This is a genomic window from Ruminococcus sp. MSJ-25 (assembly GCF_018917825.1).
Classification (GTDB): Bacteria; Bacillota; Clostridia; order Oscillospirales; family Ruminococcaceae; genus Hominimerdicola; species Hominimerdicola aceti.
Genome location: NZ_JAHLPI010000016.1, coordinates 131,317 through 155,366, shown reverse-complemented (window position 1 = coordinate 155,366; position 24,050 = coordinate 131,317). Strand labels below are relative to the sequence as shown.

Annotated in this window: 19 protein-coding genes, 3 tRNA genes, 1 riboswitch and 1 other annotated feature; of the genes, 6 read left to right on the top strand and 16 right to left on the bottom strand. The window is 44.2% G+C overall.

All coding sequences use genetic code 11. The annotated features are described in order from the left end of the window. Nucleotides 1–25: 25 nt before the first annotated feature. The 5 genes from thiM to KQH97_RS08895 form a co-directional block, all read right to left on the bottom strand. Nucleotides 26–844 (bottom strand): hydroxyethylthiazole kinase, encoded by an 819-nt coding sequence (thiM, locus tag KQH97_RS06650; RefSeq protein WP_051706837.1) that lies wholly within the window; start codon nucleotides 842–844, stop codon nucleotides 26–28. Beyond that, nucleotides 844–1,365, bottom strand: coding sequence for an energy coupling factor transporter S component ThiW (thiW, locus tag KQH97_RS06645; protein WP_041337143.1), 522 nt, complete (start codon nucleotides 1,363–1,365; stop codon nucleotides 844–846). Before thiW ends, thiM begins: the two co-directional genes overlap by 1 nt. Before the next feature lie 322 nt (nucleotides 1,366–1,687). Next, nucleotides 1,688–3,001, bottom strand: coding sequence for a phosphomethylpyrimidine synthase ThiC (gene thiC, locus KQH97_RS06640; protein ID WP_118123527.1), 1,314 nt, complete (start codon nucleotides 2,999–3,001; stop codon nucleotides 1,688–1,690). After that, complete coding sequence (thiD, locus tag KQH97_RS06635; RefSeq protein ID WP_046439964.1) at nucleotides 2,998–3,801, bottom strand: bifunctional hydroxymethylpyrimidine kinase/phosphomethylpyrimidine kinase; 804 nt, start codon at nucleotides 3,799–3,801, stop codon at nucleotides 2,998–3,000. The genes thiC and thiD overlap by 4 nt, the downstream gene beginning before the upstream one ends. Nucleotides 3,802–3,860: 59 nt before the next feature. After that, a riboswitch (TPP riboswitch) is annotated at nucleotides 3,861–3,967 on the bottom strand. A 182-nt stretch (nucleotides 3,968–4,149) separates the two neighbouring features. Beyond that, nucleotides 4,150–5,139, bottom strand: coding sequence for a C40 family peptidase (locus tag KQH97_RS08895; RefSeq protein WP_216553592.1), 990 nt, complete (start codon nucleotides 5,137–5,139; stop codon nucleotides 4,150–4,152). Nucleotides 5,140–5,787: 648 nt separating this feature from the next. On the opposite strand from KQH97_RS08895, the gene KQH97_RS06625 reads away from it, so the two are divergent. After that, nucleotides 5,788–6,951, top strand: a complete 1,164-nt coding sequence (locus KQH97_RS06625) for a leucine-rich repeat domain-containing protein (protein WP_216553590.1) — start codon at nucleotides 5,788–5,790, stop codon at nucleotides 6,949–6,951. Nucleotides 6,952–7,147: 196 nt separating this feature from the next. Here the strand turns inward: KQH97_RS06625 and KQH97_RS06620 are convergent. The 9 genes from KQH97_RS06620 to KQH97_RS06580 all read right to left on the bottom strand — a co-directional run bounded on the left by KQH97_RS06620 (nucleotide 7,148) and on the right by KQH97_RS06580 (nucleotide 14,179). Then, nucleotides 7,148–7,225, bottom strand: a tRNA-His gene (locus KQH97_RS06620). 54 nt (nucleotides 7,226–7,279) lie between these two features. Continuing rightward, a tRNA-Arg gene (locus tag KQH97_RS06615) sits at nucleotides 7,280–7,356 on the bottom strand. A 49-nt stretch (nucleotides 7,357–7,405) separates the two neighbouring features. After that, nucleotides 7,406–7,479 (bottom strand) — tRNA-Gly (locus KQH97_RS06610). Nucleotides 7,480–7,618: 139 nt separating this feature from the next. Continuing rightward, nucleotides 7,619–8,359 carry a TVP38/TMEM64 family protein gene (locus tag KQH97_RS06605; protein ID WP_117896704.1) on the bottom strand — a complete coding sequence of 247 codons (741 nt, stop codon included), beginning with the start codon at nucleotides 8,357–8,359 and terminating at the stop codon, nucleotides 7,619–7,621. A 13-nt stretch (nucleotides 8,360–8,372) separates the two neighbouring features. Continuing rightward, nucleotides 8,373–8,915, bottom strand: a complete 543-nt coding sequence (locus KQH97_RS06600; RefSeq protein WP_046439958.1) for a hypothetical protein — start codon at nucleotides 8,913–8,915, stop codon at nucleotides 8,373–8,375. 6 nt (nucleotides 8,916–8,921) lie between these two features. Then, complete coding sequence (locus tag KQH97_RS06595; RefSeq protein WP_216553588.1) at nucleotides 8,922–9,551, bottom strand: DnaJ domain-containing protein; 630 nt, start codon at nucleotides 9,549–9,551, stop codon at nucleotides 8,922–8,924. Next, nucleotides 9,548–10,447, bottom strand: coding sequence for a DUF5685 family protein (locus KQH97_RS06590; RefSeq protein WP_216553586.1), 900 nt, complete (start codon nucleotides 10,445–10,447; stop codon nucleotides 9,548–9,550). The genes KQH97_RS06595 and KQH97_RS06590 overlap by 4 nt, the downstream gene beginning before the upstream one ends. Nucleotides 10,448–10,680: 233 nt before the next feature. Continuing rightward, the gene (locus KQH97_RS06585) at nucleotides 10,681–12,447 is read right to left on the bottom strand and encodes an ABC transporter ATP-binding protein (RefSeq protein WP_216553584.1); all 1,767 of its coding nucleotides are present in this window, start codon (nucleotides 12,445–12,447) and stop codon (nucleotides 10,681–10,683) included. After that, entirely contained in the window at nucleotides 12,440–14,179 is a 1,740-nt protein-coding gene (locus KQH97_RS06580) for an ABC transporter ATP-binding protein (protein ID WP_216553582.1), read from the bottom strand. The genes KQH97_RS06585 and KQH97_RS06580 overlap by 8 nt, the downstream gene beginning before the upstream one ends. 321 nt (nucleotides 14,180–14,500) lie before the next feature. Next, nucleotides 14,501–14,738: a binding site (T-box leader), on the top strand. Nucleotides 14,739–14,802: 64 nt separating this feature from the next. Between KQH97_RS06580 and tyrS the strand changes: the two genes are divergently transcribed. From tyrS to KQH97_RS06560, 4 genes are all read left to right on the top strand, one after another. Continuing rightward, the gene (gene tyrS, locus KQH97_RS06575) at nucleotides 14,803–16,020 is read left to right on the top strand and encodes a tyrosine--tRNA ligase (RefSeq protein ID WP_216553580.1); all 1,218 of its coding nucleotides are present in this window, start codon (nucleotides 14,803–14,805) and stop codon (nucleotides 16,018–16,020) included. A gap of 200 nt (nucleotides 16,021–16,220) precedes the next feature. Next, complete coding sequence (locus tag KQH97_RS06570; protein ID WP_216553578.1) at nucleotides 16,221–16,949, top strand: polyphosphate polymerase domain-containing protein; 729 nt, start codon at nucleotides 16,221–16,223, stop codon at nucleotides 16,947–16,949. Then, nucleotides 16,942–17,646, top strand: coding sequence for a DUF4956 domain-containing protein (locus tag KQH97_RS06565; RefSeq protein ID WP_367614661.1), 705 nt, complete (start codon nucleotides 16,942–16,944; stop codon nucleotides 17,644–17,646). Before KQH97_RS06570 ends, KQH97_RS06565 begins: the two co-directional genes overlap by 8 nt. Nucleotides 17,647–17,744: 98 nt before the next feature. Next, nucleotides 17,745–19,643, top strand: coding sequence for a carbohydrate-binding domain-containing protein (locus KQH97_RS06560; protein WP_216553576.1), 1,899 nt, complete (start codon nucleotides 17,745–17,747; stop codon nucleotides 19,641–19,643). A gap of 334 nt (nucleotides 19,644–19,977) precedes the next feature. Here KQH97_RS06560 and gap read toward each other — a convergent pair whose 3' ends face one another. Continuing rightward, nucleotides 19,978–21,015 (bottom strand): type I glyceraldehyde-3-phosphate dehydrogenase, encoded by a 1,038-nt coding sequence (gene gap / locus KQH97_RS06555; RefSeq protein WP_022287438.1) that lies wholly within the window; start codon nucleotides 21,013–21,015, stop codon nucleotides 19,978–19,980. Nucleotides 21,016–21,267: 252 nt separating this feature from the next. Here gap and KQH97_RS06550 point away from each other — a divergent pair, with 252 nt between their 5' ends. Then, on the top strand, nucleotides 21,268–22,350 hold the full coding sequence (locus KQH97_RS06550; RefSeq protein ID WP_216553574.1) for a HAMP domain-containing sensor histidine kinase: 1,083 nt from the start codon (nucleotides 21,268–21,270) through the stop codon (nucleotides 22,348–22,350). A gap of 169 nt (nucleotides 22,351–22,519) precedes the next feature. Here KQH97_RS06550 and gpmI read toward each other — a convergent pair whose 3' ends face one another. Then, a complete protein-coding gene (gene gpmI, locus KQH97_RS06545; RefSeq protein ID WP_022287440.1) occupies nucleotides 22,520–24,043 on the bottom strand; it encodes a 2,3-bisphosphoglycerate-independent phosphoglycerate mutase in 1,524 nt (507 codons plus the stop codon). Nucleotides 24,044–24,050 lie beyond the last annotated feature (7 nt).

Here is a 24,050-nt window from a genome sequence, read left to right as displayed (position 1 = left end):
CCACTAGATCTGAAATATTGCAATACTAAACTTCTTCTATCTTAGCCTTAGCCGCAAATACCTGACTATTCATTTTGCTGATTGCGTCAATGATAGAAATATGGAAGCTTCCTGAGCCTATCTCTCCAGCATTTTCATATGCGAACTCACCTGCTATGCCCATGCTTGCAATGCCTGTTACAGCGGCGGTATACATATCGTCGCAAGCACCTGCGAATGAGCCTACAAGTCCTGTTGTCATACAGCCTGTGCCTGTTACCTTTGAAAGATATGGGTGACCGTTTGATATCCTTGCAACTCTTTTTCCGTCTGTTATTGTATCCACCGCACCTGTGATAGCTGCAACGCAGTTATACTTTGCGGCTGTTTTTTTCGCAACGGAAACAGGGTCGTTTTTCTCGTCAGCTTCCGAGGTGTCAACGCCCTTTGTGGAAACTTCTAGTCCTGCAAGATATGACATTTCAGATAGGTTTCCTCTGAGTATGCTTATTTTCACATTTTCAAGTATACGCTTTGCAGTTTCATTTCTGAAATTTGATGCGCCTGCTCCAACCGGGTCAAAAACCACAGGAACGCCAAGCTCGTTGGCTTTCTTTCCAGCAGCTACCATTGACTCGACCGTTCTTGCATTGAGAGTACCCATGTTTATAACGAGAGCCTTTGAGATAGAAGTTATATCTGCTGCTTCTGCGATATCGTCTGCCATGATAGGTGAAGCGCCAATGGCGAGAATGCAGTTTGCAACGTCATTTACAGTAACATAATTTGTGATACAATGCACCAAAGGGCATATATCTCTTACCTTGTCTGCTGCTTTCGCACAGCTTTCAATTATAGTGCCCATTATGCTCTTACCTCCTTTGAGAAGCCAAGGAAATTATCAAATACTTTTGCCTTTTTAAGAGCTGTAACGATAACGATAGCAAGAACTGTACCGCCTGCACAGCTTACAAAGAAAGGCAGGATATAAACTGTTATTGCTGCGGCTGGTGCGCCAACGAGAAATCTGGCAACAGGGTATGCAAGAAGTCCGCCGAGGACTGATGTGCCGAAAAGTTCACCGACATAAGCGGCAGGGAGCTTCTTTATGTACTTATAGAGCATACCTGCAACGAATGCGCCAACCATTGAGCCTGGGAACGCAAGGAGAGAGCCAAGTCCCAGAAGATTTCTGAGAAGTGCGGCTGTGAAGCCAACGCCCACTGCCCATGCAGGTCCAAGGAAAACTGCACCGATTATATTTACAAGGTGCTGAACAGGTGCGCACTTTGAAGCGCCGATAGGGAACGAGATGAGCGAACCTACCACTGCAAGGGCTACCAATACTGCTGCGAATACCAATTTGTGAATGTTTGTCTTTTTCATTTTTTATTCCTCCATATCGTATCGCACCGCCGAACGAAAAAGAGCAAGTTATCCAGCGGCGCACAGACCGTGGCTATGCTATCCGCTCACGATCTGACGTAAATTATTTTCGGTCGGTGCTCCATTGCACCCTCTCACCCCGAAACACGGGTTCCCTCGCTGAATACTTTTTATGAAAAAGTTCGCAAGACGCTCCTCTTGCACATTACATTCTTTTTATATCTGCTCTCATGTAATTGTCCGATTTTTCGTACAATTGTCGAGCTGACATTCAATTTTTATCTCATGCGGGCGAACGCTGTTCGCCCCTGCATCGAGTTTTCTACTTCTCTGAGCAGAATTTAACCTCTTTGCCCTCGAGTATCATGTTTGTTGTTCTAACGGCACACATCTTGCCGCACATTGAGCAGGTATGTCTGTCGGCAGGTGGGGTCTGCTCAAAGAATCTTCTTGCCTTTTCACCGTCAAGTGCTATCTCGAACATTTCGTCCCAATCCATCTTGTGACGAGCCGCTGCCATTTTATCGTCCATATCTCTTGCACCCTTTACGCCCTTTGCGATATCTGCGGCATGGGCTGCTATCTTGCTGGCGATAATGCCCTCCTTAACGTCGTCAACGTCCGGAAGTCTGAGATGCTCGGCAGGGGTTACATAGCAGAGGAAGTCTGCACCGCTTGCTGCGGCGATAGCTCCGCCGATAGCTGATGTGATATGGTCATAGCCAGGTGCGATATCTGTTACCAGAGGTCCAAGTACATAGAAAGGTGCGCCGTGGCATATCTTCTTTTCCATTATCATATTTGCGGCGATCTCGTTCATTGCCATATGGCCAGGACCCTCTACCATTACCTGAACGTCCTTTTCCCACGCTCTCTTTGTGAGGTTGCCAAGCTCGATAAGCTCGGAGATCTGAGCGGCGTCGGAAGCGTCTGCAAGACATCCCGGACGGAGTGCGTCACCAAGGGAGATAGTTACGTCATACTCTCTGAGTATTTCAAGTACCTCGTCATAATACTCGAAGAATGGGTTCTCGTTGCCTGTCATCATCATCCATGCGAAGAGCAGTGAACCGCCACGGGAAACGATATTCATTTTTCTTCCCTCACGTCTGAAAGCTTCGATTGCACGTCTGTTGATACCTGCGTGGATAGTCATAAAGTCAACGCCCTCTTCTGCATGGGCTTTTACTACCTTAAGAAAGTCCTGAGCGGATATCTCAAGGAGGTCTTTATCGAGGTAGCCGATAGCGTCATACATAGGAACAGTGCCTATCATGGCAGGCGACTTTGCTACTAGCTCTTTTCTGAAAGTATTGGTCTTGCCGTAGTTTGACAGGTCCATGATAGCTTCAGCGCCGAACTTGATAGCCATATCCACTTTCTGCATCTCAATGTCATAATTCTTAGCGTCCCCTGAGATACCGAGATTTACGTTTATCTTAGTTTTAAGGCCTTTGCCGATACCCTCGGCAGAGAGAGCAGTATGGTTTACGTTGGCAGGGATAGCAACCTGACCTGCTGCAACAAGAGCCATAAGCTCGTTTACGTCCATATTTTCTTTCTTAGCCACTGTTTCCATTTCAGGGGTAACGATACCCTTTTTAGCGGCTTCCATTTGAGTTTTATAATTTCTCATAGAACAGTTCCTTTCAAATCGTAATAGTCATAAAAGTGATTAACGGGGCTATGTCCTTTGCCCACTGTGAATGATTTTTCTATTGCCTCGGTGATATAGTTTTTCGCCTTTGTTACAGCGGAGAGCATATCCATACCGTGGGCAAGGTTTGCAGTTATGGCAGATGACAGAGTACAGCCAGTGCCATGGGTATTAGGCGAATCAACACGCTTGCAGGCAAGCTTATGAACGCCCTCTGGGGTACAGAGATAATCCACAGCGTCGCCGGTGAGATGACCGCCTTTGACGAGGACGTTTTTTACGCCCATATCCATTATTATCCTTGCGGCTTTTTCCATATGGTTTTCATTCTTTATCTCCAAGCCTGAGATAGCTTCGGCTTCGGGGATATTCGGTGTAAGGAGCGTAACTATAGGAAAGAGCTTTTCCCTCATGGTGGAAACAGTTCCGCCCTCAGAGAGAGCGTCGCCGCTTGTAGCGACCATGACGGGATCGCAGACGATAATACTTGGTTTATACTCATTAAGCTTATCCGCAACTGCTGAAATAATTTCGGCAGTTGGGAGCATACCGAGTTTTACGGCATCGACGTGGATATCCTCAAACACAGCGTCTATCTGTTTTTGTATCTCCTCAACGGGTACGTTGAAAACAGACAGCACACGGGTAGTATTTTCAGCGACGACAGAGGTAATAACGCTCATGCCGAAAGTTTCATTAGCGCTGAAGGCTTTAAGGTCGGCTTGTATACCTGCGCCACCGGAGCAATCCGAGCCTGCCACTGACAAACATTTTAACATACTTTATTCCTTTCTTATGGAAAAGGGGAAACAAAAAACCTCCTGACCATGCAGGAGGTAAATTTACACAAATTGCTTCCTACACTGGTATTGACCAACAGGTTCAAAGGGTCAGGTTTTACCTTCTCAACCCAGCGTTTTCGCTTGGGTCCCCCTGCAAACTTTATTCGATTTTTCGCAGTTTTTCTGCTTTTTTATTATAACACTGGTCAGCGAGATTGTCAAGGAAAAATTGTGTATACATTTACATTTGAAACTTACCGATACAGTGCTATGAAACCAAGCGGGCGACCAAAGGTCGCCCCTACAGTTATTCGACAGTTTGTTATGCCGCAAAATCGCTTCGCTTTACAGTATTCTCCTGATAGTGTTTATCTTTCCGCAATACTTGATATTTGCAAGAGGCTGTATTCTGATCCCATAATATGTACTCATAGCATGGACTATTTTTCCGCCGCCTATATACATCGCTACATGGCCATAGTTATTACAGATTATCAGGTCGCCTGCTTCTATATTCTTCAAAGACACTGCTTTTCCCATTTTCGCCTGCGAATATACGCTGTTATACATATTCACACCGGCTTTTCTATAGGCTTGCATTGTCAATCCACAGCAGTCCGTTGCCTTATACTTTGTTCCGCCCCAAACATATCTTCCGCCGTTCATGCTTGCGGCATAATCAACGGCTGTTTTTATTCTTGCTTTTCTCTCTGGTGTACGCTTCACACCTTTTCCTACCTTGACGTACTTACCTTTATGATCGCCTTCATTGATAAGGACATAATTTGCTCCGCCGATATTCTTGCTCTGACCTGCCACACGCTTATTTTTATCGGTAGTGAGAGTACCCGACACAGCCACAGAGGCTTTTGTTTTTGAGGATTTCTTGAACCTACCGTTTTTAAAGCTATAAAGCTGAACGTTTTTATCTATATAATAGTATGTTTTTGCTGCTGTCTTTACGTTGAGGATCGACGACTCTGACTTGGCACTGCCGTTTACCGCTTTGACAGTGACTTTATATTTTGTGGAAGCTTTAAGATAAAGCTTGCCGTCATCGGTTATATTTATATAGTTATCCTTTTTAAGTGCCTGCCATGTATATTTTCTTACATAGCGTCCGTTTACATAGACCTCAAATGTAGTCTTTGAGGAAAAGCTGGTGAGATTTTTTACTCCTGCTTCTATTTTGTTTGAATACGCTTGTCTTTTTATCAAAACAGGTTTTGTCATCGAGTCGGCAGCAGAAGCTGTTATAACATTCACATAAGTCTTAGCGGATCCCTGCGGTGCAAATGCCACAAAGCTTATCATTATAACTGATGAAATTATCACTGCTGTTATTTTTCTTATTATGTTGATAACGGATCAGTCCTTTCCAGTTTTTGTATTCATGTACTTATACGATTTCATGTATATTATTATACATCGTTAATTATTACAATCTGTAATAATTAAGTTTCTATTTTGTAAACACTTATGGCAGTATTATACGTTTCTGTTTATTGTTAGTATACAAATCTCCTATTTTAATGCAGCTGTTGGCGATTTCTTGCATTATTATGAACATCATATCATTTTTTATTAATATTATATAAATATAATTTATGACAATCTTACAAATATAAGAAAAACATCATCTTATGGTTTGGTCGATTTAATCAAGCAAATTCTATAAACTGGTATTAGTCTTTTGCATCATTTGCGAAAACGTTTGCTGCCATAAAGTTACAGTATTCTCAAAGGTTGAGAACGATATGTGAAAACTAAAATTATTTTGCGTAAATTAATTGTGAAAAGTGACAAAAAAGCCGTTCACAATCAGTGAAAAAGTTCTGAAAATTAATTTTTTATAAATAAAATATTGCGAATACCATTGACAAACATAGTTTACTGTAGTATAATTTCATTAGAAAATACAGAAAACGTTTAAGTTCAGTTACGAGGTATATATTTATAGTGGGTATAATGGAGGTCACGCTGATGAAAAACATTAATTTTATGGGCGACAATGGTTTCAAAAAAGCACTTGAGAGCGTTGGTGTAACTGCAAGCAGCAGTATCAGCAGCGAGAAGATCTCGGGCTGTTTTAAATATGTTACGGCTGACGATATGTGTATTATCACTGGATACTGCGGTGACAGCCATATCGAAGTGCTGGAGCTTCCTTTTGAGCTTCGCGGCAAAAAGGTCATAGCTGTTGCAGGCGGTGCTTTCGCACATCTTTATGACCTTAAATGTGCTGTTATCTCAAAGGACGTTGCGGTCATCGGAAGAAAAGCATTTTACAAATGCTGTTCACTGGTGAATGTGACTATACCTGAGAGCGTAAGGTTTATTGGTGAGATGGCATTCTGCGGTTGTGAATCTCTGAGATTTGCGACTATACCTGATGGTGTGGAAAGGATACTGCCATTCACATTCTACAATTGCGACAGTTTGGAGAGAGTTGACCTACCCGAGAGCGTAAGAGAGATCGGTGAGTCTGCATTCGGTTTCTGCTCTTCAATGAAAGAAATTTATCTTAATGAAAATATAGTTTCCATAGGAAACGGAGCTTTCCAGAACTGCATTTCTCTGAGAGAGCTTGAGATACCGTCAGCTATGATCGAGATCGCAGAGAATGCTTTCACATTCTGCTCAGGTCTGGAAGCGATCTCTATACCATTTGGAATCGAGTCTGTTGGCGACTACGCATTCTTCGGCTGCTCTACCCTGAAAAAGGTTGAGTTCGCAGGATCTGTAAGAAAGATAGGCGAGTGTGCATTTGCACTTTGTGAGAAGCTCGAGAGCGTTTATCTTCCTGATTCCGTTAGCAGGATAGGCAAGAGAGCGTTTGCTCAGAATACTGTAGTTAAGACGGTGAGAATATCAGGCAAGATCGCGTATGTTGGAAGCGAGGCTTTCCGTGGCTGTAAGACTTTGAGAGAAGTTGTTATCCCATCATCTGTAAAGAAGCTTGGTGCAAAGGCTTTCGTGGATTGCTCTGAGTTAAGAAGCGTTGTTATTCAGCATGGTGCCGATGGCATTGCGGAGGACGCTTTTGAGAGAGGTGCAGCCTTGATCACTGCTGACGCTGTTCCTGCACTTGATGACGAAACATTCAGGATAGCCGAGGCTGTTTACAACAAAAATTTCGCTTTATAAAATATATAACCTCTGGATCGGGGCGGCAGCTTTTAAGTTGCCGCCCTTTTTCTGTCTATTTGCAGGTGGGATATAATGATCCAAGTCGTTAGGATATAGGTCATTGTCGGTGGTACATAAAAAAACGAGCGACCAAAGGTCGCCCTGCGATATGTAAACAAAAAAATACGCTCTGCTTAACGCAGAACGTATTCAGTGGGGTGGGTAGTGAGATTCGAACTCACGGTCTTCAGTGCCACAAACTGACGCGTTAGGCCAGCTACGCTATACCCACCATACATATTAGAAGAAAATACTCGCAGCAGATTTTCATCTGGAACGAGTTTAATGGTACGCCATACTGGATTCGAACCAGTGACCTACCGCTTAGAAGGCGGTTGCTCTATCCAACTGAGCTAATGACGCATACTGTACTCATCAATATCTCAAACTCGGATAAAAGTTTAAGATATATTGGAGCGGGTGATGGGAATCGAACCCACATGACCAGCTTGGAAGGCTGGAGTTCTACCACTGAACTACACCCGCATACTGCCTGACCAGGCTTTTTTGGTGGTCTTTCAAGCTTACCGCTCAATCAACGATATTTATTATACCACTACAAGAGCCTTTTGTCAAGCACTTTTTTATATTTTTTTCATCTAAACTCAACTTTGTGCAACTTTACTTATTTGTTCTTCTTATGTTGTTTCATTTTATTCACTATAACATCTTTAAACAAAAAGCCAACGATACCTGCTACGAGAGCTACTCCAAGCACCACAAGTGCAACTGTGAAGTTGCCGCTTTTTACATTGCTCCCCAAAATCGTGGAGAGCATTATTGCCGGAAGTCTGCAAGGCATGACATAATAGAAAAAATCCTTCTTGCTTATGGGAGTCAGGGGGACGATATATGAGATAACGTCCTTGGGTATTCCCGGTATGAGATAGAGGATTATAAGGATAACGGTTAGCTTTTTCTCATTTTGCAGGAATTTGAATTTTTTTAGCTGTTTCTCGTCAACAAAGGCTTCCACTATCGGTCTGCCAAATTTTTTCACAAGCACGAATATTGCCATTGTGCCAAGGAGCGTACCTAAGAATGATAGCAAACCGCCCCAGAACCAGCCGAACAGCACTCCACCCACCACTTGTATAGGCGGTATGACCGCTATGACCACTTGAAGAGCTTGTATGAAAGTAAAGATAAGCACTCCCACAATGCCACTGTAGTTATCTAGTTTACGCTCCAAGGCCGCAATGCCTGCCTCGCTGTGAAGCGCTTTTATAAGAGGTATACACGCCACTGTAGCCATTGCTATGACCGCTATTATTGCAACAAGGCTTATTATCTGTATTTTTTTCTTGTGCCTTGCAGTTTGTATTTTCGCCTCGTTTAATATTTCTTTCTCTTGTTCTTCGTTCATAAAAACGTCACCGTCATTTTCTTCTGAGTATTTTTTTCCTAAACCAATTTATGTACATATCTGTCAACTGTGTGAGGGCATAGTCATAAATAAAGAAAAACAGGTTTGCCGCCGCCCACAGAACAAGCACGGCATACTTGCCAAACATCTCCATGCCCTCCAGCATATCTACCGAAGTAAAGATATACTGAAATGCCAAAAAGAAGATGACTATCGCCACATTGAACACTGCGAGCTTTATTGCCCACACCAACAGGCGGTTTTTCTTTTGGTCGAGATAATATTTAAGTATTGGATAATACCCCATGAACAATATGAAAAGCAGGGTCGCTTCGTAATTTGGGGTCACGAAAATGCTCAGCAGGCTCACTGCACAATAGGTGGCTATCGCCCAGTTTTTATCCACCTCCACTATCATCACAACCATCATGAAGCCGGCGAAGGTAGGGATAGTATAATCGAGCATGGGCAAAAAGCTGCTCGAAAACATCAAAAGCAGGCAGACAGCAGAGCATATGCCGCCAAGTGCCACTCGAAAAGCTATTTTATTTCTCATGGGTCTTTAGCAGCACGGTATAAGGTCGCCGCCCATCATTTCACAGCAGCAGTCTGCACAGCAAAGTGAGGAACAGCAGTCAGGGCCGCTCATGCCGCCTGCTTGGTAGCCCTGAGTCGGGTTGCCGCTCATATAGCCGCTTCGCTGTCTGTTCATCTGGGCTAACACGCTTTGATACTCCATGTTATTTGGGTCGAGCTGGACGGCTCTTGTGAAGTTGTTATAAGCCTCGTTGAGCCAGCCTCTGCGGTGGCAGATAGTGCCTTTGAGAAAATACCACTCGGCATTTCTTTCCGAGGCGGACACGTTATCAAGTATCTGATCTGCCTGTGTGTAACTTCCGCTTTGGATAAGGCTTCTGATATAGCCTGAGTCAAAGCCCTGTGAAGAGGCATAGCCGTCATAGCCGCTTTCTGCGGAATTATAGGAGCTTCCACCCCCACGTCTTGAAGTCATGATCTGATCGTAGGCGGCGTTTATCTCGGACATTTTCTCCTCAGCTACGTCAGCTAGGGGGTTATCCTGATACTGGTCGGGGTGATATTTTTTCACAAGCTCTTTATAAGCTGATTTTATTTCAGCGTCTGAAGCTGTTGGGGATACACCTAAAATTTTATAAGGGTCTTTGGAGATCATTGATCATTATTTCCTTTCCTGTTATTGCGGAATTTTCCGTTTCTTATTTGAGTATAGACATTTTTAAGTCCAAGATACACGATATTATCAAGTATATCACGATATCTTTTAAGATCAAGTTTCACATAGATATCTGCCATTTCACCCAGGGTGAAGTTTATGCTGTCATCACAAAAGGCGTGAACTTTTTTGAGATAGTCCGCATTTATGCCCTCGGCGGGTGGAAATTTTGTAAGGAGCGGATTGTAGCTTTCACTCTCGTGGTCGTCTGGCAGGTCGTCAAGAGCGTCGCAGATATAGATAAATCTGCCGAGGAGGTAGCCGAATCGTTCAAGGAGCGGTCGGCGTTCGTCCTGCCTGGTGCAAAGATTTCCTGCAACGGCTTGCATCATAAGTGCGGTAGGCTCGCAGGCAAGGTCTATGCCTGCTGTTTTTTCACGCTCTATTTTATTTTGCAATTCCATGGCGTTTTCAACGGCAGGGGCAAGATCCGGATAAAGGCGAGCCGCTTTCTTATAGGGCTTTTTGAAAAAAGGCAGAAGTGCAAATGCGGCAAGCTTGCCTTTTAGCCCTTTATCGGCTATATCGTCACGGAGCTTATGATATGTGAGTATCACGGCGGCTGAGGACGTATATTTAAGATTGCAGGTACACTTTGCGCACATGGTCTTTTTAAGAGGGTGTGCGATGCAACGTTGCTTTTCTGCGTCAAGCTTCACTCCCCTCACAGAGAGATCCATAAGGGAGAGAAATGCGAAATCGTAACTAAGGGTAAAGCGTGTCACAAAGCCATAGCGTCTGCCCATATCCTTACAGAGTCCGCAGTAGACAGCTTTATAGATATCATATTCAAACATTCGCATATAGGGTTTGAAAGGGCGGACATATCCGAACATAGGCACTCCTTAGGTTTTCGTTACTATACATTATAAAACACGATTGTGTATATCCCGTGAAATATATAACATTATACAACAATTTTAAGATAAAAGTCAATAATTTTTATGATAAAAATAAGGGTGGGGTAATGGAGGAATCGAAAAGACGAACGGGATAAAAAATAGTGCAAAATACAAAAGGGCGACCAAAGGCCGCCCCTACATCAGGTTTTTATAAACAAACGCTGGGATCAGGTCACAGCAAACTGTGAGTTATAGAGATTGGCATAGAAGCCGTTCTTTGCCATAAGCTCATCATGACTTCCCTGCTCTACTATGTGTCCCGAATCCATTACTATGATAGTATCTGCGTTCTTGATAGTAGAAAGTCTATGGGCGATTATAAAGCTCGTTCTGCCCTTCATCATTTTCTCAAAGGCACGCTGTACCAATATCTCCGTACGGGTATCTATAGACGATGTAGCTTCGTCCAGAATGAGCATTGGCGGCAGAGAGAGCATTACTCGTGCGATACAGAGAAGCTGTTTCTGTCCTGCGGAGATAGTGCTGTAGCTGTCTGAAATAACGGTATCATAGCCCTTTGGCAGACGCTTTATAAAGCCGTGACAATGGGCTGACTTGGCGGCGGCTATCATTTCTTCATCGGTGGCGTCAGGCTTGCCGTAGCAGAGGTTTTCTCTTATGGTGCCTGTTTTCAGCCACGTTTCCTGCAAGACCATGCCGTACATACTTCTCATGGAGTCACGGGTACAATCCTTTATAGGCTCGCCGCTTATGCGTATCTCGCCGCTGTCGGTGTCGTAAAATCTCATAAGGAGGTTTATCATGGTGGTCTTGCCACAGCCTGTTGGTCCTACAATAGCTGTACGCTGACCGCTCTTTACATGAAGGTTAAAATTTTCGATAAGCTTCACATCAGGCACATAGCTGAAGGACACGTTGTCAACGTCTAATGTGCCGTCAACGGAGGTAAGGACAGTAGCGTTAGAGCTGTCAGGTATCTCCTCTGTTTCGTCTATGACCTCAAAGACACGCTTTGCAGAAGCAAATGCACTTTGAAGCTCGGTGATAACTCCTGATATTTCATTGAAAGGCTTTGTATACTGATTTGCATAGGTGAGGAAACAGCTAAGGTTACCAACTGTAAAGCCAACGCCTTTTATTACGGAGAGTGCGCCCACGATACCGACAGCCATGTAGACGAGGTTGTTTACAAAACGTGTGCATGGGTTGGTGAGTGAGGAGAAGAATGTGGCGTTAAGTCCAACTTTCTGGAGTTTCAGGTTCACTTCTTCAAACTGCTCCTCAGCTTCTTCCTGATAGCCGAATGCTGTTACTACCTTCTGATTGCCTGTCATTTCCTCAACAAGGCTGGTCATGTCGCCTCTTGCAACTGACTGCTGGTGGAAAAGCTTGAATGTGTTCTTGGCGATAAATCTTGCGACAAATAGGGAAAGCGGAGTGAGGATAACCACGATAAGGGTTATTTTCACGTTGATAGAGAGCATGAAGCCAAGTGTACCAAAAATTGTACATACGCCTGTAAAGAGCTGTGAAAAGCCCATAAGAAGTCCGTCTGACACCTGCTCCAAGTCGGAGATTATACGGCTGATTATATCACCGTGAGGGTGGGAGTCGATATAAGAAAGGGGTAGCTTTTGCAGTTTTGCAAAGGCGTCATTTCGGATATCTCTTACCACGCAATAGGTTATCTTATTTGTACAAAGTGACATGAGCCACTGGACAATGCCTGTTACGGTGACTGTTACGCCAAGCTTGATGATGATATTGATAATTCCGTCAAAATCTACAAGTCCCTCGGCTATGATAAGGTCAACAGCGTTGCCGACGAGGATAGGTGCATAAAGTGTGGTGGCAACTGCTATGACCGCAAAGACCATGGACAGTATGAACAGCCACATATGCGGTTTTGCGTATTTGAGAAGCGGTCTGAGAGCTGAGGTATCAAGCTTGTTTTTTGTGCTTTGTTTAGCCATTTGCCTGCGCCTCCTTTTCTGAAAGCTGTGAAAGGCATATTTCTTTATATACCTCGCAGCCGTTATAAAGCTCTGAATGAGTGCCGATACCTGCTATTTTGCCATCGTCAAGAACAATTATCTTATCGGCACTTTTTATAGATGAGATCCTCTGTGAAACTATGAAAACGGTCATACCGCTTGTTTTTTCGTGGATAGCTTTTCTTAGTCTTGCATCTGTGGCAAGGTCAAGGGTGGAGGCTGAGTCATCAAGAATGAGTATCTCAGGGTCGCCCACCAATGCTCTTGCAATGGTAAGTCTTTGACGTTGACCGCCTGAGAGGTTTTTGCCCTCCTGCAAGATCATTTCGTCAAGCTTATCAGGCTTTTTCTCAACAAAATCTTTCGCCTGAGCGATATCAAGAGCGTTCCAGATATCCTCGTCCGTGGCGTTTTTATCACGCCACTGCATATTGTGTCTTATAGTACCCTTAAAGAGTACGGCTTTCTGAGGGACGATGCCTATCATACCTCTGAGCTGTGAGAATGGGTACTCTTTTACGTCAACGCCGTCAACAAGGACTTCGCCCTGACGGACGTCATAAAATCTTGGTATAAGGTTGATAAGAGAGGTCTTGCCTGAGCCTGTACCGCCGATTATACCGATAGTTTCGCCTTTCATGGCTTTGAAGCTTATATCCGAAAGAGAGTCGGCTTCGGCTGATGCGTACGAGAAGAAACAGTTCCTAAACTCTACGCATGGGGCATTACCGTCAGTTGCGACAGGCTTATTATCCTTATCGGATACACTTGGCTCCACAGCGAAAACGTCATTTATTCTGATAGCGGAAGCCTGCATTTTGGTGATATTGGTAACAAGGATAGCCATAGCGAGGAGTGCCAAAAGTATCTGGTTCATATAGTTTACAAGGGCTATCACTTCGCCCTGTGAGATAGAGCCTGAATAAACTGTTTTGCCACCAAACCAAATGATAGCGATGATAGCGAAGTTTACGATAACATAGGTGGCAGGGTTCATAAGGGCGGAAATTCTTCCTGCAATAATCTGCTGGCGTCTAAGTTCTTCGGTATTATCAGCGAACTCTTTTTCCTCGTCTTTCTGACGGGAAAAGGCTCTGATAACTCTTGCGCCTGTGAGAGTTTCGCTTGTCATAAGGTTAGTTTTATCCAGTTTTTTCTGGATATTCTTATACTGCGGTATAGTGATGTGCATTATAAGATAGATGACATAGGCAAGGCAAGGGGCGATTATCAGGAAGATAAGGGTAAGCTTCACTGAGATAGAGAATGCCATTATGATTGAGCCAAGCACTATAAAAGGCGAACGAAGAAACAGTCGAAGGAGGATATTCACACCCTGCTGAGCGGTATTGATATCCGCTGTCATTCTTGTGACGAGGGTATGGCTTCCAACGCTGTCTATTTCCGCATAGGACAGTGAATTGATATGCTTGAAAAGGTCACGTCGGAGGGCTGTTCCAAAGCCTAGGGACGCTTTTGCGGCGAAATACTGTGCGGTCAGTGAACACGCAAGTCCGCAGAATGCAAGCAATATCAGCACGCCACCCATTTTATAGATATAGGGCTTATCTTGATTTTTTATACCCACGTCAATGATATTAGCCATAACGAGCGGCACTGCAAGCTCGAAGCAGGCTTCGATAAGCTTGAACAGCGGACCGATTATGCTTTCTTTTTTATAGTTTTTCAGATACCTAAAAAGCTTCAGCATTTTTCTATCTCCCAACTAAATAAAATTATATAAATTTTATTATATCATATGTTTTTGTACATTTGTAGACGAATAAGTTAATTCTTTAAAAAAGTGGGGGATAATGCAGGGGCAAAAAGGTCGCCCGTCTTTATACGCCGGCATAGTTTGTGAAAATTCAAGCCTCGCACCTCCGAGCGGGACGCCGAGGGCGTCGTCCCCTACAATAATCATCGCCGCAGGCGATACCTTCATTCCTCATTCCTCACTCCTCATTCCTCACTTCTAACAAAAAGGGGGTTGACAAAAGGGTGAAAGTGTGCTATAGTCATATCAATAGGTTTAAATGCTATGACGGAAATAAGTAGCCTTTTGCGAAATTTCAGAGAGCTTTCGGTCGGTGCGAGAAAGCATTTCTACAAAGTGTGAATACATTCCTGAGCTGTTCGCTGAGAAAGCTTTTGCGTAAGGCGAAACGGTTTGCACACGTTACCGTGCTATGGCTTCGCTTTCTGCTGAGCCTGTAAGGTCGGGAGTTTCCCGATAAACTGAGGTGGTACCACGATAATTCGTCCTCTGACAGATATTCTGTCAGAGGATTTTTTATTTATGTACCGCAAAAAAATAATACGGAGGTATGAAAAATGACAGTATTTGAAGAACTGAAAAGAAGAGGTCTTCTCGCTCAGCTTACTGATGAGGAGGAAATAAAGGAGCTTATCAACGCTGGTAAGGCTACTTTCTACATCGGCTTTGACCCGACCGCTGATTCACTCCACGTTGGTCACTTTATGGCACTTTGCCTTATGAAGCGTTTGCAAATGGCAGGCAACAAGCCTATCGTTCTTATAGGCGGCGGTACGGCTATGATAGGCGACCCGTCAGGCAAAACAGATATGAGAAAAATGATGACAAAGGAAACTATCCACCACAATGTTGAATGTTTCAAAAAGCAGATGTCACACTTCATTGATTTTTCTGATGACAAGGCTATTATCGTAAACAATGGCGATTGGCTGCTCGACCTTAATTATGTGGACGTACTTCGTGACGTTGGCGCTTGCTTCTCTGTAAACAAGATGCTTACATTCGAGTGCTACAAGCAGAGAATGGAAAGGGGTCTTACTTTCCTTGAATTTAACTACATGATAATGCAGTCCTACGATTTCTACAGACTTTTCCAGGATTACGGCTGTAATATGCAGTTCGGCGGTGACGATCAGTGGGCTAATATGCTGGGCGGCACTGAGCTTATCAGAAAGAAGCTTGGCAAGGACGCTTATGCAATGACTATCACTCTCCTGCTCAACTCTGAGGGCAAGAAAATGGGCAAGACAGAAAAGGGTGCGGTATGGCTCGACCCTGAAAAAACTTCTCCATACGAGTTCTATCAGTACTGGAGAAACGTTGGTGACGCTGATGTTATCAAGTGCCTGAAGATGCTCACATTCGTTCCTATCGAGGAGATAGAGGAAATGGAGAAACACATGGAGGGCGCTGAATACAACAAGGCTAAGGAGCTTTTGGCTTACGAGCTGACAAAGCTTGTTCACGGCAAGGAGGAGGCTGACAAGGCTGACGCTGCGGCAAAGGCTATTTTTGCTGGCGGTGGAAACAGCGACGATATGCCTAGCACGACTATTGCGGCGGCTGATCTGACTGACGGCAAGATAGGTATTCTTACGCTTCTTGTTAAGTGCGGACTTTGCCCTTCAAATGGCGAGGCTAGACGTCTTGTTACACAGAACGGCATTGCGGTGAATGGCGAGAAATTCACTGACCCTAAGGGTCTTGTTGATCTCTCTGAGCCTGTTGTTATCAAAAAGGGTAAGAAAATCTTCCACAAGGCTATTGCGGAATAATATAGTGCAAAATAATTTCCACGGGTGGACAGAAGTTCACCCGTTTTTTGTATATAAATATAAGGTATTTTGCAATATTCATAAACTTTTACACAAAATACATATAAGGTTTAGCTATATTTAAAGTTATTCATATATACTTTTAATCAAAGGAAAGTTTACACAAGACATACGAAAAAATCACGAAAAGAGGCGTGGATATGAATGGCAGTCAGGAAGTGTTCAGACGAATAGAGAAAAAATATATCGTTGATGAACCGACTTATGAAAAGCTTATAAAAAAGCTCGATGGGTATTTTGTCAAAGACAGATATTACAAAAGCACTATTTGCAACATATATTATGACACACCAAGTCATCAGCTTGTAAGAAGCTCCATTGAAAAGCCTGTTTACAAGGAAAAGCTGAGAGTGAGGAGCTACGGCGTACCTAATGATGAAGACATGGTCTTTGTGGAGCTTAAAAAGAAATACAAGGGTGTGGTCTACAAGAGGCGTATTGAAATGACCCTTGCACAGTCCCGTGACTTCTTTGCAGGCAGAGATATACCTCACAGAAGTCCGCAGATAGAGAACGAGCTGAAATACTTTCTCAAATTCTATGAGGGCATTGCTCCTGCAATGTATCTGAGTTATGACAGACTCGCTTACTGCGGTGCAGAAGACCTGTCCCTTAGGCTGACATTTGACACGCACATTCTTTACCGTGAGGAGCAAAAGGAGCTTGACAAGGGCATTTGGGGAAAAGAGCTTCTGCCTGCCGGCGTGAGGGTAATGGAAATAAAGATACCAAATGCTATGCCACTTTGGTTATCGGCTATACTTGATGAACTGGAGATATATCCTGCGTCATTCTCAAAATACGGAACTGCGTATCTTAACGAATTTTCTGAAAAAATACATAAAGGTAAGGTGATAAGCTGTGCTTAATTCAACTACTCTTGCGGCTACTACTGTGACCACCACTGAAACGACCGTGACGGCGATAACTACAAACGAATTTATTTTCTGCACTGCGGCTTCGTTGGTGCTTGGTCTTATAATAGCGTTTGCATTCAACTTCAAGCAGAAAAAAACTAAAAGTTTTATGATGACGCTTGCTTTGCTGCCTGTGATAGTGCAAGTAGTGATAATGCTTGTAAACGGAAACATCGGTACTGGCGTGGCTGTTATGGGTGCATTCAGCTTGGTAAGATTCCGTTCTGTACCGGGAAGTGCCATGGACATATGCGCTATCTTCCTTTCAATGGCGGTGGGTCTTGCAACGGGCACGAACCACCTTGCGTTGGCTCTTATGCTTGCTGTGTGCGTGAGCCTGCTGAACATTATTTACACGCTTCTGCCTATTGGCAAAAAGAAGTCGGGTCACAAGGATCTTAGCATCACTATCCCTGAAAGCCTTGATTACACTGAGGTATTTGACGATATATTTGAAAAGTATCTTTCAGAATGTGAGCTTGTTTCGGTAAAGACCACAAATATGGGAAGTCTTTTCAAGCTGAAATACCGCATTGAGCTAAAGGGTGATGCTAACGAAAAGAAGCTTATTGACGAACTTAGATGCAGAAACGGCAACCTTGAGATAATGTGTGCAGTGGCAGCAGACATTGAGGAACAATCATTCTGACAAAATAACAAAAGTATCCATAAGCAAAACCGCACAAGGCTAAAGCGGTCTTGTGCGGTTTTTTTCAACCTTTTTTACCATACAAGGGGGTATTTTTCATGAAAATTTCGGACACTAAAAAGCTGGCAGCTATCACGGCGGCATTTTTTATCACGGTCACAGCTTTTTCAGGCTGTTCAGAGAGTGCAAGTTCTTCACAGACCACAAGCAGTGTTTCTCAGGCGGCAAAGTCTGACATTGACGCAAGCATTGCGGCAGAGGACATTGACGTTGGATATGACGAGGAAAGCTCGGTGGGGATAACTTTTTCTGACGGCAGTGCGGCTATAGACGGTGAGGGTGCGACCTCAGAAGGGGAAACTGTTACCATATCGCAGGCAGGCACTTACATTCTTTCAGGCACAGCGACCAACGGCAGGATAATCGTTTCAGCGGACAAGACGGCTGAAATAAAGCTTATTTTCAATGGAGTTGACATAACTTGTGCTGACAACGCTCCCCTGCTCGTGAGCAAGGCTAAAAAAGTTTATATCGTGCTGGAGGACGGCACAGAGAACGTTTTGACGGACAGTGCAAGCTACTCTTTAGGAGAAGATGACAGCAACACAGACGGTGCTATTTTCTCCAAAGCTGACCTTACTATAAACGGCAGCGGTACACTTACTGTGAATGCGAACTACAAGCACGGCATAGTTTCAAAGGACGATCTTGTTATCACTGACGGCAATATCAATGTGACCTCGGCTTCAACCGCTATGGAGGGCAAGGACAGCATTAAGATATCTGGCGGAACATTCAACATTTCCGCAGGCACGAACGGCATAAAATCCACTAACACAGAGGCTTCTGACAAAGGCTTTATAAGCGTGACGGGCGGCACTTTCACAGTGGTTGCAAACAATGACGCATTCGAGGCGGAAACTGTGCTTTCTATCGAGGGCGGAAGCTTTGACATCACCACAGGAGGTGGAAGTGCAAACGCTTCTATGAAGTCTGACGGCACGCCAAACAGAAATTGGCAGAACAACATGGGCAACGGTGGTGGTGGTCCGAACGGAATGGGCAGACCTGACGATAACGGAAACGGCACAGGAGGCGAACCGCCTGCAATGCCTACGGCTGACAACACAGATACAACGGACAGCACTTCAACATCTGCAAAGGCTTTAAAGGCAGGCAGCGAGGTAAACATAAGCGGCGGTGAGTTCAAGATAGATTCGGCAGACGATTCAGTACACAGCAACGGAAACATTGTTATAACAGGAGGAAACATTTCTGTGGCGTCGGGTGACAACGGAATGCACGCTAACGGAAAACTGACCATATCCGACGGCACTGTAGACATCACAAAGAGCTACGAAGGTATCGAGGGATCTATCGTGACAATAGACGGTGGCACCATATCAGTAGTAGCAAGCGATGACGGAATAAACTGCGCAGGCGGAAGCGACACTGGATCAACAGACAGAATGGGTGCTGACCAATTCTCGTCACAGGACGGAGTTGAACTTAACATCAACGGAGGAACTGTAACCGTTGACGCTGAGGGCGACGGACTTGACTCAAATGGCAACTTCACAATGGCAGGCGGTACAGTTTGCGTTTGCGGACCTACTAACGGTGGAAACGGCGCACTTGACTACAACGGCACTGCGACTGTAACAGGGGGAACGCTCATCGCCTGTGGTGCAGTTGGAATGGAAGAAGGCTTCGGTGACAACTCCACACAATACAGTGTTCTGCACGATCTTGGTTCGACAGTTTCGGCAAACGAAAAACTGACTATCACTGACAGTGACGGCAAGGAGATCTTAAGCTTTACCCCTACAAAGACTTGGCAGAGCGTGGTGTTTACAAGCGCTGACCTGAAAGAAGGCGAAACTTACACCATTACGGCAGGATCGCAGTCGGAAACTGTGACTATTGACGGCATTGTTACTTCTAACTCCTCGGGAAAGAACTTTGGCGGTGGTCATGGCGGAAGACGTGGTTTCTGATATGAACGACAAAAGGGACTGTAAAAAAAGTCCCCAAGAAAAAAGGCTGCGATCTTGCCAAAAAGCAAGACAGCAGTCTTTTTTTGTGGTATAATTAAAGTATCATGAATAACCAACCACAAGAATATTATACACCATATCAATTAAAATTTCCAATAGAAATTGAAAAAATAATTGAAACAACTGACCCGGTATATACATTTTGTGTAATTATGATCAACGGGCAAACACTGTTCGCCCGTTGATTACCCACCATTGCTATAAACTGATACAAAAAAAGACCGCCTCATAATGAAGCGGTCTTTAGTAAGCAATTTAGTTTTGGCTGTGCAGATTATGCAAGCTCAGCAAAGTACTTGATTGTTCTTACCATCTGTGATGTGTAAGAGTTCTCGTTGTCGTACCAAGAAACTACCTGTACCTCATAGAGGTCATCAGCGATCTTAGATACCATTGTCTGAGTAGCATCGAAGAGTGAACCAAATCTCATGCCGATAACGTCAGAAGAAACGATTGGATCCTCGTTGTAGCCAAATGACTCAGAAGATGCAGCCTTCATAGCAGCGTTGATGCCTTCAACTGTTACGTCAGCACCCTTTACAACTGCTGTAAGGATTGTTGTTGAACCAGTTGGAACTGGAACTCTCTGTGCAGAACCGATGAGCTTGCCGTTAAGCTCTGGGATTACAAGACCGATAGCCTTTGCAGCACCTGTTGAGTTAGGAACGATGTTTGCAGCACCAGCTCTTGCTCTTCTCAGGTCACCCTTTCTGTGAGGACCGTCGAGGATCATCTGGTCGCCTGTGTAAGCATGGATAGTGCTCATGATACCGCTCTGGATAGGAGCATACTTGTTAAGAGCATTAGCCATAGGAGCAAGACAGTTTGTTGTGCAAGATGCAGCTGAAATGATTGTATCGTCAGCTGTAAGTGTCTTCTCGTTTACTGAGTAAACGATAGTCTTAAGGTCGTTACCAGCAGGAGCTGAGATAACTACCTTCTTAGCGCCAGCATCGAGGTGAGCCTGGCTCTTAGCCTTTGATGTATAGAAGCCTGTGCACTCGAGAACTACGTCTACACCAAGCTTGCCCCAAGGACAATCCTTAGCGTCCTTTTCTGCATAAATCTGAAGAGTCTTGCCGTCAACAGTGATAGTATTAGCCTCATCATCAGCTGATACTGTGTGAAGGTTCTCACCGATCTTACCACAGTAACCGCCCTGAGCTGTATCATACTTAAGAAGATCAGCGAGCATTGAAGGCTTTGTCAGGTCGTTGATTGCAACTACCTCGTAGCCCTCTGCGCCAAACATCTGTCTGAATGCAAGACGTCCAATACGTCCAAAACCATTAATTGCGACTTTAACTGCCATAATTAATTTACCTCCTAAAAATTTTTCTGTACTTATTATACTACATTTTTCTATACATTGCAAGTGTTTTTACAAAAAACTTAGAACTTTTTTTCTTTAAGGCAATACCGTAAAGCCATCTGAGTCCTGATCCGTCAAAGCACTGCTAAATTCTTTAAAATATGATCAAATATTGATGATTTTTTATTGACTACCCCGACAGTTTAGGTTATAATATTTACATGAGATCTTTATGAAAGGCAGGCTAACAAAGTGGAACTGACATCTTCTGTGAAAGAGATATACGCTCAGTCTGAGGAAAACATTATCCTCACTGACGCTGAACTTAATGTCATTTGGAAAAATCATGGCGATCTGCCTGATGTTATAGATATTTCTGCTTTATGCGATACTCCGGAAAACGCTTTCATTCTGCCTGTTGAAAAGACAGCTACCTTTGAATACAAGGGCAGGTTTGCAGACTCGGCGGCAATGCGGTTTGAACCGCTGAGAGATAATGGCATTATAACGAATTATCTCATACACTATTACTCCTGCATGGACATAGAACGTCTTTCGGACAAGTCTGGGTATTTACGCTTCAAATCGAATTTTCTCGGCAACATAAGGATGGAGCTTTCTAAAATGTTAGCGATGCTTGACAGCCAAAAGAATTCTTTTTCTTCAAAAGCCGGCACTGAATATGAGCATTTTGATCATGAGGCAAGGCTTCGTATACTGAAGACATTTTCCGCAACGGTGAACATGACAGAACTTGCAAAATATTTCAGTGGCAATTTCACAACTGAATATCAGAGCCTATCAGACATATGCGGTGAGGTATGCGACGAAGAAGGCAATTTGCTTGAGGAGGACGGCTGTATTTTCAGATACTCCATTGACCCGTGCATTTATTTTGAAACAAACAAAAGCCTTATTAAAAATGTGCTTGTAAATCTGCTTGTGAACGCATATATGTACAATGACAAGGAACAACGGCAGGTGGAGCTTATCCTAAAAACTGAGGACGACAGGATAATACTGTCAGTAAGTGATAACGGCAATGGCATGACAGACGATGTATGGCAGGCGGCTATCACGCCCTTTGGCACATTCCAGAAATACAGCAGCAGCGAGGCGTTGGGGCTTGCACTGGCAAAATGCTTTTGCGACCGTTTTGACGGTGAACTAAGTTATCGCAGCGAGATCGGCAAAGGCACTTGTGTGACCATGAATTTCCCATGTGACAGCCGTGGTTTGCCGAAAGAGTTCCATGTGAGCAGAATGCCACCCATACCGAACCCATACGGCAGTACCTACTGCATAATGGCTAAAGGGCTTGACCCGCTGAAATAGGATAGATAAACACTTGGAACAGACAAACAAATTTTAATACAATGCGCAGCGTTGAAAAGCGGGACGTCGTATTTCTGCAAAGCGGAAATTGCGCCGCTCCCCTACAACATATATAGATAAAAAAGGCAGTGCCGATTTTCTCGGTACTGCCTTGATTATTTTATGGAAATTAGTCCTTGATGATAGACTTACCTGTCATTTCCTTTGGCTGCTCAAGACCCATGAGTTTGAGCATTGTTGGTGAAAGGTCAGCAAGCACGCCGCCCTCTCTGATAAGAACATTGCCTGCGCCTGCGATAATAAGAGGTACAAGGTTTGTTGTGTGGGCTGTGAACGGTGAGCCGTCCTCTTCCATCATCTTATCTGCGTTGCCGTGGTCTGCTGTGATAAGCGCTATGCCGCCCTTTGCAAGAACTGCGTCAACTGTTTTGCCTACGCACTCGTCAACTGCTTCTACTGCTGCTACGGCTGCATCAAACACGCCTGTGTGACCTACCATGTCGCAGTTTGCATAGTTGAGGATAATTGCGTCATACTTGTCAGACTCTATTCTCTTGAGAACTTCGTCGCAAACAAGATATGCGCTCATTTCAGGCTGGAGGTCATAAGTTGCTACCTTTGGTGAATTGATGAGGGCTCTGTCCTCGTTCTCGAAAGGAGCTTCTACGCCGCCGTTAAAGAAGAATGTAACGTGAGCATACTTCTCTGTTTCAGCGATTCTAAGCTGTGAAAGACCCTTCTTTGCGATATACTCGCCGAAAGTATTTTCAAGGCTTGCTGGCTTGAATGCAACGTCAACGTTTGGCATTGTTGCGTCATACTGTGTCATGCAGACATAGTAAAGTGGGAATCTGCCATTTCTTCTCTCAAAGCCTGTGAAGTCGTCGTCAACGAGAGTTCTTGTTATCTCTCTTGCTCTGTCAGGACGGAAGTTGAAGAAGATAACGCTGTCGTTAGCGGATATCTTGCCGTTCTCATCGATAACTGTAGGAACAACGAACTCGTCTGTAACGTCAGCGGCATAGGAAGCCTTGATAGCGTCAACTGCGTTATCAGCCTTATTGCCCTCGCCGTATACCATTGCGTCATAAGCCTTGCCTACACGCTCCCAACGGTTATCTCTGTCCATTGCATAGTAACGTCCCATTACTGTTGCTATCTTGCCGACACCAATTTCCTTGAGCTTTTCTTCAAGCTCAGCTACGAAGTCAACACCGCTTGTAGGAGGAACATCTCTGCCGTCCATAAAGCAATGAACGTATACCTTTGTAAGACCTGCTTTCTTAGCAAGCTCCAAAAGACCATAGAGGTGTGAATTATGTGAATGAACGCCGCCGTTTGAAAGAAGTCCGAACAGGTGGAGTGCGCTGTCATTCTTCTTGCAGTTCTCAACGGCCGCTGTGAAAGCTTCGTTTGAGAAGAATTCGCCGTCCTTGATAGACTTTGTAATTCTTGTAAGTTCCTGATAAACTATTCTTCCTGCACCGATATTTGTATGGCCTACCTCTGAGTTACCCATCTGTCCCTCAGGAAGTCCAACGTCCATGCCGCTTGCACCGATAAGAGTGTGCGGATAGTTGGCAAGAAGTCTGTCGATATTAGGTGTTTTGGCAGCTCTGATAGCGTTGCCGTAATCCTTGTGATTATAGCCGAAGCCGTCCATAATGATAAGTGCTATGGGTTTCTTTGACATATTTCTT